Source organism: Leptolyngbya sp. FACHB-541 (genome assembly GCF_014695875.1).
Taxonomy (GTDB): Bacteria; Cyanobacteriota; Cyanobacteriia; order Elainellales; family Elainellaceae; genus JAAUTN01.
The window spans coordinates 1-13187 of record NZ_JACJPC010000142.1 but is presented as its reverse complement, the minus strand read 5'-3'; the positions used below and the strand labels follow the sequence as shown (position 1 = coordinate 13187).

The 13187-nt window shown below is 48.2% G+C and carries 13 protein-coding genes and 2 pseudogenes; 8 read left to right on the top strand and 7 right to left on the bottom strand.

Features of this window, described 5'->3' with window-relative positions:
* Positions 1-223, top strand: a 223-nt coding sequence (locus H6G00_RS31730) for a DDE-type integrase/transposase/recombinase (RefSeq protein WP_190799781.1), incomplete at its 5' end; no start/stop codon positions are given.
* On the opposite strand, the pseudogene H6G00_RS31725 reads toward H6G00_RS31730, so the two are convergent.
* From H6G00_RS31725 to H6G00_RS31715, 3 genes and pseudogenes are all read right to left on the bottom strand, one after another.
* A pseudogene (locus tag H6G00_RS31725) lies at positions 220-1049 on the bottom strand (IS5 family transposase). The gene H6G00_RS31730 and the pseudogene H6G00_RS31725 overlap by 4 nt on opposite strands.
* A gap of 203 nt (positions 1050-1252) precedes the next feature.
* Positions 1253-4369, bottom strand: a complete 3117-nt coding sequence (locus H6G00_RS31720) for an efflux RND transporter permease subunit (protein WP_190799780.1) — start codon at positions 4367-4369, stop codon at positions 1253-1255.
* A 38-nt stretch (positions 4370-4407) separates the two neighbouring features.
* Complete coding sequence (locus H6G00_RS31715; protein WP_190799779.1) at positions 4408-5754, bottom strand: efflux RND transporter periplasmic adaptor subunit; 1347 nt, start codon at positions 5752-5754, stop codon at positions 4408-4410.
* 207 nt (positions 5755-5961) lie between these two features.
* On the opposite strand from H6G00_RS31715, the gene H6G00_RS31710 reads away from it, so the two are divergent.
* Positions 5962-6516 carry a PadR family transcriptional regulator gene (locus H6G00_RS31710; RefSeq protein WP_190799778.1) on the top strand — a complete coding sequence of 185 codons (555 nt, stop codon included), beginning with the start codon at positions 5962-5964 and terminating at the stop codon, positions 6514-6516.
* Between the two features lie 274 nt (positions 6517-6790).
* On the opposite strand, the gene H6G00_RS31705 is transcribed toward H6G00_RS31710, so the two are convergent.
* The 3 genes from H6G00_RS31705 to H6G00_RS31695 all read right to left on the bottom strand — a co-directional run bounded on the left by H6G00_RS31705 (position 6791) and on the right by H6G00_RS31695 (position 8614).
* Positions 6791-7501 (bottom strand): alpha/beta hydrolase, encoded by a 711-nt coding sequence (locus tag H6G00_RS31705; RefSeq protein ID WP_190799783.1) that lies wholly within the window; start codon positions 7499-7501, stop codon positions 6791-6793.
* A 57-nt stretch (positions 7502-7558) separates the two neighbouring features.
* A complete protein-coding gene (locus H6G00_RS31700) occupies positions 7559-8227 on the bottom strand; it encodes a M24 family metallopeptidase (protein WP_190799777.1) in 669 nt (222 codons plus the stop codon).
* Between the two features lie 180 nt (positions 8228-8407).
* The gene (locus H6G00_RS31695) at positions 8408-8614 is read right to left on the bottom strand and encodes a hypothetical protein (RefSeq protein ID WP_199318833.1); all 207 of its coding nucleotides are present in this window, start codon (positions 8612-8614) and stop codon (positions 8408-8410) included.
* 179 nt (positions 8615-8793) lie between these two features.
* Between H6G00_RS31695 and H6G00_RS31690 the strand changes: the two genes are divergently transcribed.
* Positions 8794-9345, top strand: coding sequence for a TetR/AcrR family transcriptional regulator (locus H6G00_RS31690; protein ID WP_190678466.1), 552 nt, complete (start codon positions 8794-8796; stop codon positions 9343-9345).
* A 417-nt stretch (positions 9346-9762) separates the two neighbouring features.
* On the opposite strand, the gene H6G00_RS31685 is transcribed toward H6G00_RS31690, so the two are convergent.
* Complete coding sequence (locus H6G00_RS31685; RefSeq protein ID WP_190640783.1) at positions 9763-10101, bottom strand: helix-turn-helix domain-containing protein; 339 nt, start codon at positions 10099-10101, stop codon at positions 9763-9765.
* Positions 10102-10216: 115 nt separating this feature from the next.
* Between H6G00_RS31685 and H6G00_RS31680 the strand changes: the two genes are divergently transcribed.
* The 5 genes and pseudogenes from H6G00_RS31680 to H6G00_RS31660 all read left to right on the top strand — a co-directional run bounded on the left by H6G00_RS31680 (position 10217) and on the right by H6G00_RS31660 (position 12879).
* The gene (locus tag H6G00_RS31680; RefSeq protein ID WP_190678460.1) at positions 10217-10435 is read left to right on the top strand and encodes a CDGSH iron-sulfur domain-containing protein; all 219 of its coding nucleotides are present in this window, start codon (positions 10217-10219) and stop codon (positions 10433-10435) included.
* Between the two features lie 166 nt (positions 10436-10601).
* Positions 10602-11348 carry a pirin family protein gene (locus H6G00_RS31675; RefSeq protein ID WP_199318832.1) on the top strand — a complete coding sequence of 249 codons (747 nt, stop codon included), beginning with the start codon at positions 10602-10604 and terminating at the stop codon, positions 11346-11348.
* Positions 11349-11468: 120 nt separating this feature from the next.
* Positions 11469-11600: pseudogene (locus tag H6G00_RS36930) on the top strand (CDGSH iron-sulfur domain-containing protein); the annotation flags it as partial.
* A 175-nt stretch (positions 11601-11775) separates the two neighbouring features.
* Positions 11776-12408 (top strand): LysE family translocator, encoded by a 633-nt coding sequence (locus H6G00_RS31665; RefSeq protein ID WP_190799776.1) that lies wholly within the window; start codon positions 11776-11778, stop codon positions 12406-12408.
* 147 nt (positions 12409-12555) lie between these two features.
* On the top strand, positions 12556-12879 hold the full coding sequence (locus H6G00_RS31660; RefSeq protein ID WP_190799775.1) for an antibiotic biosynthesis monooxygenase: 324 nt from the start codon (positions 12556-12558) through the stop codon (positions 12877-12879).
* Positions 12880-13187: the final 308 nt, after the last annotated feature.

Genomic DNA, 13187 nt, shown 5'->3' with positions numbered 1-13187 from the left:
AAGTGAACAAATGCTGGCAGCCCAAACCAACCTGAGACAGGTGAAATATTTGAATAACCGGATTGAGCAAGACCATCGCAACATCAAGCGCATTGTCAAACCGATGCTTGGTTGCAAGACTTTCAACAGTGCCAGACGAACGTTGAGGGGAATCGAAGCGATGAATATGATTCGCAAAGGACAGGTTCAGGGTGTTAAGGAACTGTTTGTAAACGCTGATTAAGTTGCTTTAGATTTCCAAGTTCGTTGGTTGTTTGTGAGTCTGCGAAGCATTAATCGAATCATCACGATATAAATCATGCCTTCATGATTTTCAGGCAATCGCTCATAGTCACGAGTCAGGATGCGAGCGTTGTCTAACCATGACCATGTCCGTTCAGCAATCCATCGCTTCGGTTCTAATTGAAATCCTTTTGCCTTGTCTGGACGCTGGCTAATTTCCAGTTCAACTTGCCGTCCGGCTTGAGCAAAAAAATGAGTCAGTAGTGCGCCTAAATCTCCTCGATAGCCCTTATCTGCCAGGATTTTGACAATCCGCCCATACATCTGCAGCACCCAAACCAATACACCTGGTGCTGCCTTGACATCAGCGATATTGGCAGCAGTCACATAGCATCCCAGCACTAAGCCCAGCACATCCACAACGATATGACGCTTGCGTCCTTTTACCTGTTTGAACCCATCAACTCCCTGTTCTTCCCCCCTTTTTGTCCCAATTTCACCGACTGGCTATCGATAATCACTAAACTCGGTTGGGCTTGTCGTCCTTCTTGAAGCCGTACCTCTCTCACGAGGGCTAGGTTGATTTGTTCCCACACACCCAATCTGACCCACAAGCGGTAATATCCATAGACTGTTTGCCAGGCTGGAAAATCACGGGGTAAGGCTCGCCATTTGATGCCGTTATCCCCACGGTAAAAGATAGCGTTGAGAACCTCTCGCAAATCCACTTCCCGCCCTTTGCCAACTGGTTTTGCTGCTGGTAATAGCGGTTCTATTTGTTGCCATTCTGGGTCAGTTAAGTCACTGTTGTAAACTGGCTGACTCATGAGTTTGAAGAAATTATTTAGCTCTCTTAGATATCGCTTATTCCTTACCTCATCAACTAATTCCTTAGCACTTGTTTACAAACAGCTTCTTAAGACTGTTAACTAATTAACTCAAACTTCACCAGGATGAATTTTGGACAAATAGGCATAATACTCAGTTAGTCGTAGTGTAGAGAAACGCGAACGATACACATCATTCGTTATCAAAAAATTCTTGTGATAGAACCAGAAATGAAGCTTGTTCGCTTTAGCTTTTGCTCCATCAGCAGGAGATATACAGCAGGCACAAAATAGAGTGAGAGTAGAGTTACGCCTCCTAATCCTCCAGCAATTACAACTGCTAAAGGATTCCAAAAGCCGGTTGGGTCAAACAAAAGAGGAGTAAAGCCCGCAATATCGGTGATTGTGGTTGCAACCATGTGACGTGTGGCGTGGACAACCACGTCTTGAACAGCTTTGCGATCGCCTAAACCAGCGTCAGGATCAGCCTGTAGAGCCGCTAGAACCACAGTTGCTTCGTTCACAGCAATTCCAACTAATCCAATCGTGCCGAGAATTGCCGTGAAGCCAAACGGATAGTCTGAAATCCAAAGAGCTAGCAAGCCTAGCCCAGCCGATAGGATAGCAATCAAAAGAATACTGCCTGCGAGTGCGAAAGAGTTAAACGTTAGCACCAATGTTGCAATCATGAGGACGGCTAGCACGCCAACGGTAGACAACAAGTTTGCAACCGCTGTGCCACGTTCTTCTGACTCTCCGCCAAACTCAAACGAGTAGCCAGGAGGAAGCTGGAAATTACTTGTTTCTAGTTGCTGCTGAAACGCTGTTTGAATACTTGCCGGAAGCGCTCCAGCGGTAATAAATCCTTGAACCACATTCACCCGTTGCCCATTACGCCGAGCAATCACGGCTTGATCTGGAACTAGCTCAATTTCACTCACATTCGAGAGGGGAATCGTTTGACCATTGCCACTGGCTGAGCGATCGCCCGGCAGCAAATCGAGAGCGGCAATTTGATTTAAGTCACTCCGGTTAGCATCAGACAGGCGCACCCGCACCGGCAGTTCTTCGGTTGCTTCAAGCACCGATCCACCAGTCGAGCCTTCTAGTGCTGTCTCTAATTGCTGGGCGATCGCTGTTCGATCGATTCCCACCAGTCGGGCTTGGTCTTCATCTACGGTGACTGCCAGTTTGGGCAAGGCTTCTGCAAGGCTGGCGCGAGTGTGCAGCACCTCCTCGACTTGGGCAAGCTGCGATCGCATCTGATTTCCCAGTTGCTCTAGCTGCGCTAAGTCTGGACCATATAAACGCATTTCAATTGGTGCATCAAACGGAGGTCCTTGCTCAATCTGGCGCACCAAAACTTGAACATTGGGAAAGGCTTGGTCTAGCTCGTTTTGCAATGTTTGAATCACTGAATGCGGCAGCACTTTGGGACGCAACTGGATCAACCCTTGAGCATAGTTAGCCGCATTTTGTCGCCCTCCAACCACGTTGTAATAGAAGGTTGGCGTACTCTCTCCTAAAAACCAGTAGACATCAGCCACATCTGGATGTTGCAAAATTAAATCTCGCGCCTGCATGATCTGAGTTTGAGTTTCACTCAGAGCCACTTGGCTGGATAGCTCAAACTCAACATAGAACTGGTCTCGACCTGCTGGAGGAAAAAACTGCTGCTTGAGATGCGGCATCAGCGAAAAACCAGTGACCGGCAGAATCAGCGCCAAACTCACAGTTAATATAGGTCGGGCAAACGCTTTGCTCAATGTCCAGCGATAAACCTGGGTTAGGCGTGGATTTGAAAAGCCTGTCTGCCACCACGCATCTGTCATTCCATTTCTCTGCCACCGATGTAGCCATCCTGAAAACGCAGGCAGAAGCGTGAGTGAGATGATGAGTGAGCTCGTCAGCCCTAAAATGCCGTTCACCCCGATCGTCCCTGTAAACTCTCCCACGCCTCCGGGTGCAAGGGCGATCGGCAAAAATGCCAGCACGGTTGTGAGCGTTGAGCTGAGAAGCGGAACCCGCATATGGCTAACCGCTTGGGCGATCGCCCTTTCTGTTGGCATCCCTTGCTGCAACCGGATTTGCACCTCATCTGCCATCACGATCGCATTGTCGATTAGCAAACCGATCGCGATCACGAGTCCGGTCATCGAGATTTGATGCAGCGGAATTCCTAAAACTTTCATGCCTCCAAACACCATCAAGGTAGATAGAGGCAAGGCTGCACCCACCACCAGGGCAGACTTCCAGCCCATCATAAATAGAATCACGATCATTGCCAGGAGCGAACCAATCAACAGTTCTTGAAGCACTCCCCGTGTTCGCGTCTTCACATATTGGCTCTGATCTAAAATAGTGTGTAAACCGATCCCATCGGGTAACTGAGACTGAAACTCTGCCATGGCTTGTTGGGCTGACGATGCCCATTGATCGACCCGTGCGGCAGATTCAACGATCGCCGATAAAACAATTGCAGGTTTGCCAGCCACGATCGCCAAACTCTCGGCTGGCTCAGTAATGCCCTTGCTGACTTGGGCAATATCTCCAAGACGGGTAACCTGCCCCAATCCACCAACTTGAATGGGAATGTTGCGAATTCGCTCCAGCGAATCCAGTTCACCTGAGACTTCAAACAACAGTTCGTTGCTTTGGCCGCGGAGTTGCCCTGCACTCACTTTGGCATCGCTGGCACGAATTTGCTGAGACAACTCCTCAACGGTCACACTCAACGCCGCGAGGTCGGTAGGGCTAAACTCAACTCGAATCTCTTCCTCTGGATCGCCAAACAGCTCTACCTTTTCTGTGCCTGGAAGCGATCGCACCCGATCCTCAAATGCCTCTGCCCACCGCCGCAAGATTGCGTAATTGACAGGAGTCTCTAGCTCCCAAGTCAACCCCGCAATCAGCGCGTTCGCTTTCACTTCCTGGTCTTCATACTCCGGCTCCAATGCCCCTTCAGGAAGCTGCGGAATCACGTCGTCAATCTCAGTGCGGACTCGTGCCCATACTTGATCCACATCTCGAATGGTTTCCTTAAGCGTGACTGTGACAATCGAAACACCAAGCCGCGAGGTAGAATCTAACGTGTCTACTTCTTCGATTTCAGACAGCTCTTGCTCGATTGGCTCAGTCACCAATGTCTCAACTCGTTCAGCGCTTGCTCCAGGAAAATAAGTGGTCACGGTTGAGGTTCGCTGAGTAATCTCCGGGTCTTCCAAACGGGGCAACGAGAAAAAGGATGACAGCCCCCACACTAGGATTAGCGTTAGGGTAAGCAGCAAAAGCTGACGGTTGCGGTAAAAGAGAGTAGACATGGAGAGGATGGTTTAGGGTGTTGGATGGGGGTCAAGAATTACGGCTGGAGACTCAATTGAGTCTCGATCGGCTGCACTAACTGACCCGGCACGATGCGATGAGTCCCATCAGTAATCACGGTGTCACCTGGTTGAATCGTTCCGCGAACGAGAACGCGCAGAGCTTCCCCCGCACCAGAAGCATCGCCCTCGGTATGAAGCACTTCTACATCCCGTCGCTCCACAGCATATGCATTAGGCTTTAAATCTGCATTAGGTTGGTCTGCCTCAGCGAGTACATAGCACGACCACAATCCCCGTTCTCCGCGCACCAATGCTGTTGTTGGCAGCCAAAATCCGTCGGCTGGAATGGTTTGTTGAATCTGGAGCCGCGCCACCTGTCCGGGTGCAACCGATCGCACTGTGGATGGGTCTAGGGTGAGAACGACAGTGCGCGTCCGAGTTGTGGGATTCACTTCCGGCTTGAGGGATGCGATCGCCGCCTGATAAGTGAGCTCGCCAATTTGCACCTGCTGTTGGCTGCCTGGCTCAAGCTGCGAGGCGACTGCTGCTGGTACACCAATCTCAACTTCAGGGCTTGCTCCTTCCACCAAACGCACCACAGGCTGACCGGCTTCGACCACCGTTCCCTCGTCTACCCGTCGCTCTCCAACCGTCCCAGAAAATGGGGCAGTAATGGTGCTTTTGGCGATCGTGATATCCAAATCTGCAATCTCAGCATCTAGCTGTTTTATAACCGCCTGTTGAGCTGCAATTCGTTCTGGACGGGTTCCTGCTTGCAGCTCATCTAGCCTACTTTGGGCAGCAGCGAGGCGATCGCGCAGCGCACCCTGACCAAAGGAAACTTCATCCAATTGTTCTGCTGAGATGGCTCCTTCGGTGTACAAATATTCCCGGCGATCGCGCCGAATCCGTTCCAGCTCTAATTGATTTTCTAATTCCCCAACTTCAGCCTGTGCTGCTGCAATTACTTGAGTTCGAGCACCATTTTGAAGCTCTTGCAAAATGGCAACTTCTTGCGCTTTTTGAGCCAAAAGTCGCTGTCGCTGAGTTTCTAGATTCTGCGTGTCGAGTTTGGCGATCGCTGCCCCAGCCATGACCCGCTTGCCTTGATCAACCGCCAGCCAAATCAACTTGCCCGACCGCTCAAAGCCAAGTTCACTGGTTCGAGCAGCCGTTACCTCTCCGGTGTAGGTCTGTGTCAGCGAATAAGACTCAACTGGAGCAACCTGCGTGGTTTTTACGGGCAAGACGCGAACTTCTGTAGAGCGATCGAGAGTAGAATCGCTGCTCCCTAAGTTCAACGCGCTAGCAACGACTCCTCCTAGCAAGACAATGCCGCTGAGTGAAATTAAACCCCACTGTCTTAGGTTAAAACGTTGCATTGCTCCTACTAAGTTGGAAGGAGCATGCTCGACAGAGTTTTCTGTGCTGCGTGACTCCTCAACTAGCAACGGTTCATCATTCACAAGATGACGCTCCTCTTTAAGTAGTGGGTGAAACAGACTTACTCAACTACTTGATATAAAACTTGTTGGGTATTCGCCATATGGTATATTCAACTTGTTGGATATGTCAATCTTTCACTTTGTATGGCACTGGCGCACACAATTTTGGCGGTACTCAGTGGTGAGCCTCATAGCGGCTACGCTCTGTCAAAGCAATTTACAGAAAACAATGGCTGCTATTGGCGAGCAACGCAGCAACAGATTTATCGAGAGCTAGCCAAGCTTGAGGAGCAGGGTATGATTACCCCGACGACCATTCCCCAAGATGGTCGCCCTGATAAAAAGCTCTACTCCATCACTGAGACTGGCAAAGAGCATCTGCGGGAGTGGATTGTTCAACCGTCTGAACCCACTCCAATTCGTGAAGATTTGCTAGTCAAAGTGCTAGCTGCTCATCTTGTTCCGCGTCCACTCATCATTCAGGAGCTAGAGCGCCGTCGTGAGATTCATCTACACATCCTGTCAACATATCAGGAGCTACAGCAACGACACTGTCAAAGTTGGCATGAGATGCCAATCGAAGACAAATGCCGTTGTCTCACCCTGCGTCGTGGCGTCCGGTATGAAACGGATTGGGTAGAGTGGTGCGATGAAGCGATTCAAATGTTGAACGAGAGTTTGACAACAGTTGTAGGGTGAAGAAATAAGTGTCCTTGACGAAGAATTAAATGTCAAAGCGAGAGGTTTTGAATCTTCCCAGCTTCCAATAAAGAGGAGGCATTGGTGCACCTAAAGGTTTGCTCCTACTGCTCGTCTCAGCTACAGAGCTTTTAGGGGAAGTTTCAAACCCTTGCAAAGGATGAATTGAAGGTATCAGATGAGCCTGACAAATAATTCTTCGTCAAGGACACTATTTCTCCGCTCTACAATTCTTGCCACGATAAATTGTCCGATACCACAGAATCAACACACTTCAGCAATTTGCCAGCCTGTTCAAAATAGAAGCTAAATAGCTGGGACGAGACAGATAAGGACAGTGTCCCCCTGGAATTTCAATAGCTTCAACCCCAAGAAATTCTTGTGCTGCTCTCCTAGCCCATTTAGAGTTAATTGTTCGATCTTCTGTACAAATAACATACGAATGAGATCCCTTGCTCGGATAATTCTGCAGGGGAAACACTTCACTCAGTGCTGCTTCCGGATGTAGCAGCCTTCGAATGCTCAACGCCCACTTCGCTACCTCTGGAGTGCAATCGTGAAACAAAAAGTTTAATGCCAGTTCATCATCTTCAACGAGGTTTTTTCCCATTTGAGTAGCTGTTACCCAAGCCTCTGCCCACGATGACTCAAACATATCGAAGCTTTCATCAAACATTTGTTCAACAATGCTCGTTCCTGGCTTGGGAATGAAGGAGGCAAGATACACAAGATGGTGAACTTGCCGTAGACTAGCAACGAGCGGAAGAAAGATACCACTGACCGAATGCCCAACTAAAATGATATCTTCATCAACCACATCAAGTTCTCGGACGATCGTCTGTGCATACTGCATTCCACTGATATTTCTACCAGTTGGCAAATCTACTTTTATTGTTTGGTGTCCTAAACTCTTAAGCTCAGGAAGCAGCAAATTCCAGCAGTCCGAATTCTGAGTCGAACCATGTATCAAACAAAATTGGCTCATTGCATGGATAGTACGAAGGGCAAACACTGTTTTGCTGACTGCATGAGAGCTATCTAGTCACATCAAAATATCTTCATAGAAGCCTCCAAAGGATTTATCAGGATGCCTAATTTGGATTTCCAACACCCAGAGGTTAGGAGATGGATGAAAGGGAACTGCAGATAGTTTTCCGGCATGATAAGCCGTATGCGGAAAATCCGCTAAACGATGACCGTCCATTCTCAAATTCAATATCCAACCTAGCTCACGAGCAATTTGTGCTGCAAACTCGTAAAGCGCCTGACCACTAGTCGATTCGGTTCTCCATTTGTCCGCTACTAAACCAAAAATTCGTTTAGTATCGAGGGCGCAACGCTTTAGCTCAGGATTAGAACCTGTCACAAACGTATGTCCTGCATCTCCTTCATAACCATTCCAAACTGGTGCAATGTCAATGAAGTAGATGTCATTCTCACCGAGTTTAACTCCGGGTTCTGGCGTTTCAAACAACGTTTTGGTGGTGTTCAGTCCAAAATGGACATACGGCTTATGCCAACCTTGCCGAGTTCCCATTTCCTGAAGTGTAGTTTTGACGATTTCATTTGCCTCCTCTTCTAGCATTCCGACATAAATCCGTTCTGATATTCTGTTGATTGCTTCCCACGTCTTTGCACGGGCTGCAAGAAAATCCTCCAGTAAGAAGTTATCTTTGTGAGCCTCAATGTTCAAAGTTTCATCTATAGCCATAACTTCTACTTCCGTTGAATGTGGAGCGCATCAAACCCAGTCACTTACACTCACCACTTGCGATAAGGCAAGAACTTATCATCCATCGTGACTTTGACCCGATTACCGCGTCGTTGCGGTAGAGATTGTAAGCCTAGTGGTATTCCATCGTGCGGGCAACTTCGGAGATAAAGGACTCGTCTAATGGATAAAATGATGCAGGTTGCCGTTGTGTAGCTCCTGCCGAGTACCAAACCCGCCGGGAATCAAAAACGCATCCATCGATGGGTGAGCGCTGAATCCATAGTTTGGTAACACGGTGAATCCTGCCTGCGTTTGAGTCGGACGTAAGGTTTTGCCAATGAGAAAGAGCAACTCCGGGTCAAAGCGCCGTGCTACAGAAAACACGCCATAGGGAGCCGCATAATCAATTACTTCCGCATCCTTAAAGACGTGATACCCAAGCGAAAGCCTGCAATTCTCTGGGTCATAAACTGCTCCTTAGCAGATGTACTGAACGTTCGTTAAAACTAACCGTACTGAACGTTCGTTAAAATGTCAAGCAATAGAAATTACCATTTCAGGCAATGTCTAGAGAAAAACTTGTCGGTCAGTTAATTGATGCATTTCGGCTATATGGCTACGATGGAGCGAGCTTGTCCTGTCTGGCAAAGGTGACGGGTTTGGGCAAAACCAATCTCTACCACTATTTCCCAGGTGGCAAGGAGGAAATGGCCGAAGCCGCATTGGAACGAGTGAATACCTGGTTAGAAACTTGTATTTTGCAGCCCCTCAGCAGCAATGCAGCGCCGAGCGACAAATTACAGATGATGTGTGACCAAGTGAGCAAGTTTTTCAACGAGGGACAAAACTCTTGTCTATGGGCTGTTTTAGCCCTAGAACGCTCGAGCAATGACCTCTTTCACAATCAAATTAAATCAGCCTTGTCACAATGGATCGAGGCGATCGCAGCCGTACTTAAGGAGGCTGGATTAGAGGCTCACTCAGCCAGACATCGCGCTGAAGATGCTGTTTTGCGGATTCAAGGTGCTTTAGTGTTAGCGCGAGGACTAGATGACACAACCCCTTTTCAACGTCTGATGAAGACGCTTGCCGCTGAATTATTGAAAAGTCAGTAGCTGCGATTGCCTTACTACTTGCTCTAAACAACATGTCTAAAGCGAAAAAATAAGTAATAAGAACGAAAAATTATTTGTCAAACTCATCTGATATCTTAAATTCATCCTTTGCAAAGGTTGGAAACTTCTCCTAAAAGCTCTGTAGCTGAGACAAGCAGTAGGAGCAAACCTTTAGATGCAGGGGTGATTGAAGAGTTGCTGTCATGAGATGCAATTAGCACTTAACCAAAGCCCGAAATGGCGTAAATTCCTTAACCAGTAAATGTAATTGTGGGGATATGACCAAAGTTTTAGTACAGATTGCCTACTCTCAAACCCTTACCCTGCAATAGTTTCAGTCTAATTGCATTTCATAAAAACAACCTTTCAATCACCCCAACAAGGCGCGACCTCAATATTAGAGTCACCTTCAGCAATTCAAGGTTTCAAACTTGCGACTTTCTGCCACTTTTGAGCAATTTTGTCTATCAACGCTAACACTTGAGCAAGGTCTTCGCCTCGCGCTGCTAAACCATAAGTGACTTGAGGTGGAATTGTAGGCTTGTAATCCCGATAAATGATGTCTTCCTCCTCCAGCATCCGCAATCGTTCTGTTAAAACTTTCGCTGAAATGCCAGCGATTTTACGTTTTAGCTCTCCAAAGCGAGTCGGACCATTATTACTTAATAGCCAAAGAATATTTAGTGTCCAGGAACCAGCTATCAAATTTAGAAGCTGTGCCGAGGGGCATTCCATATGTTCTTCAGAAAGTGACATGAATAGTTTCTCAGCAGTTTTTCAGTTACTTTCAAGTACCTACTTTACTTTTTATATTAGTTACTTATAGTAAGTAATGCAAGCCTTTATAACTCCTCTACTAGAGGAGAACACGATGACTGAAGCAACAAAAATCACGACGCTGGATAACGGTCCCTTCTTAGTGACTGGTTCTGTTTTACTCACAGATGCTCAGGGAAATCAATTTCATGCAGAACGAGAGACAATCGCGCTTTGCCGGTGCGGAGGCTCTACCACGAAGCCGTTTTGCGATGGCGCTCACTCAAAGCTGGGCTTTCAGGCAGCAGAACGGGCAGTTCAGCAACAAGCATAGTCAACTTTAGGTTATGACTAACATTTACCGTATGACGAGTACACCCCACCCCATCCCACCGGTCGAGCTATCTCCGCAATTAACTAAGGGCCGTCAGCCGATTGCGTCTAGGCGTGGTCAAGTCGTTCGCGCGGGAAGCGGCGTAAGAAACATTGTCACTATAGGGATGGATGAGCTGCCTGATCTGGATCCATTTCTCCTGTTTGCAGAGTTCGGCGGCGCGGAACCGGAGGACTATATCGGCGGATTTCCTGATCACCCACACCGTGGTTTCGAGACGGTCACCTATGTGGTGGAAGGTCGGCTCAAACACGCGGACAGCCACGGCAACGAGGGCCGGCTTGGTCGAGGCGCGGTGCAGTGGATGACAGCGGCACGCGGATTGATCCACGCGGAAATGCCCGACCAGGCGGCCGGACCACTCCGCGCCTTCCAGCTCTGGATCAATCTGCCCGCACGCAACAAGATGGATGTGCCGCGCTACCAGGACATTCCCGCCGAGCAGGTTCCGAGCTTAGAGCGCGACGGCGTTAACGTCAAAGTGTTGGCGGGCACCGCCTTCGACCTGAGGAGCCCGATTGACGCGGGTCCAACCGATCCGGTCTTTCTCGACTTGACGCTCGCGCCCGACTCGAAGATCGCTGTACCGCTTCCTTGTGGGCATCAGGTCTTCGCCTACGTCTACGAAGGCTGCGCCTGTTTCAGTGAACAGGAGGCGCGCGCCGAGACGATCACGCTGTTCTCAGACGGAGACCATCTGGAGGTATCAGCTCGCGAGTCGACCCAGTTGCTGCTGCTGGCAGCACGGGCGATTAGCGAACCAATCGCCCGGCAGGGACCGTTTGTAATGAACACGCCTCAAGAGATCCGGCAGGCTTTCGCCGACTATCAGGCGGGACGGTTCAGCTCTTGACCGTTCCGGCGCAGACGGGTTGTATTGCAGAAAGTGACAGGATGAAGGGCTTGTTGAGGGAGAAAGTAAACAACCACCGCCTTTAAGACGGTCGTTGTTTACTCACTAGACGCTCAAGGGAATCCATTTCATGCAGAACAAGAGACGATTGCGCTTTGCCGATGCGGAGGCTCTCCTACGAGACCATTTTGCGATGGCACTCACTCAAAACGCAGTCCAACACCTCCCCTGAACCCAACCATTGAGAATTAGTCGGTTATGATACGAAAGTCACTCGTGGCGGGTGATGGGCTGCGTTAGGCTGTTTTGTGCAGCTTATCGATTTAGTTTTTTATTCAGCTTTTAGAATTGAAGAGACTAAGCCTACACTTTGGGTATCCGTGCTTAGTGAAAACTTGATTTTTGGGTAGTTACAACCGAGTTAGTCATGACAGAATCTAGTTTGCTATTGTTTCTGATAGCGTCGCTCCTTGTAATCATTACACCAGGGCAAGACCTGATCCTGGTTATGTCGCGTTCTCTCATCCAAGGTTCGACTGCGGGTGTGGCAACGGCTGCGGGTGTTAGCTCAGGTCTTCTTGTCCATACAGTACTGACAGCGCTAGGGTTAGGCGCGATTTTGCAGGCATCAGAACCATTATTTTTCACCCTAAAGCTTTGCGGTGCAGCCTATCTCATTTATCTGGGTGTGAAATTGCTTCGCACTCGTTCAACCGAGATCGAACTCCTTGCTGCGTCGAGAGTGAATAAGCCACTTGGGCAGTTGTACCTTCAAGGTGCATTCTCGAATCTATCGAATCCAAAAATTGCAGTGTTTTACTTTGCATTTTTGCCACAATTCATTTCAGCAGGAGTACAATATCCAACCTTTTATCTGTTGGGGTTAGGAACAGCTTTTGCTGTGCTGACGTTTGTGGTAAAGGGTCCAATTGGTTTCTTTGCTGGGTATTTGTCGGAGTGGTTGCGATCTCGTCGAGCAGTATTAACATGGATGCATCGAACCAGCGGCGTTGTACTGATGGGTTTAGGGCTACGCTTAGCATTTGAGCGCAAGGATTGAGAAAGCCGCCTAACAACAGCAGTAGAGCAGATGGTATAGAGGTTATTAGCAGAAGTTAAAGTTAATCTGCTGCTGCTCACATTTGCCGACGAGTGTTTAATATCAAATTCAATTTTTATTGTTGGTTTAGTGATAGCAAGTTAAGCAATGATTGAGCGCCGTTGGCATGGAAAAGTACCTCAGCATTTAAGCGAGAAGTTTTTTCACTACCTTGTTAATACTGGTGTGCGTGAAACCATTCAACTCCCTGGCAATCTAGGAGCGCGGGTATTGAAGAATGAAAAAGATGAATGGGTGCATTTTGTCTTAGTGACTTTTTGGCGTTCAATGGAAGATATTACTGCGTTTGCAGGTCAAGACTTATCAAAGGCAGTTTTATATCCTGAGGATGAGAAATACGAGTTAGTTCCAGATCTTCACGTCGAGCATTACGATGTTGTAGAAGACTTTCAACCTGGGGTTGAAACTTGAAGTAATCTAACGCAAGATAAGCAGGTGGATAAGAGCACTAGTGACAGCGATCGCTTGCTAACCAGTCGCTTCACTAGAACGTTGCAAGCTGATCAATTGAATAGCAAAGAGGTTGTGTCGCAAGAACTTGTTAAGGAGAAACGATCGGTATCGTTTGCATTCCCTTAAGCAGCAATTCCAAAGATTGTTTCGATAAGGGATTGTAAATTGAAGTGTGTCAAAGGTCAGAAGTTGAGATCTAATGAACTACTGAACCAGAGATAGAAACACATGACCTTTCAACCTGAACTGCTTGACCAACTGCTACA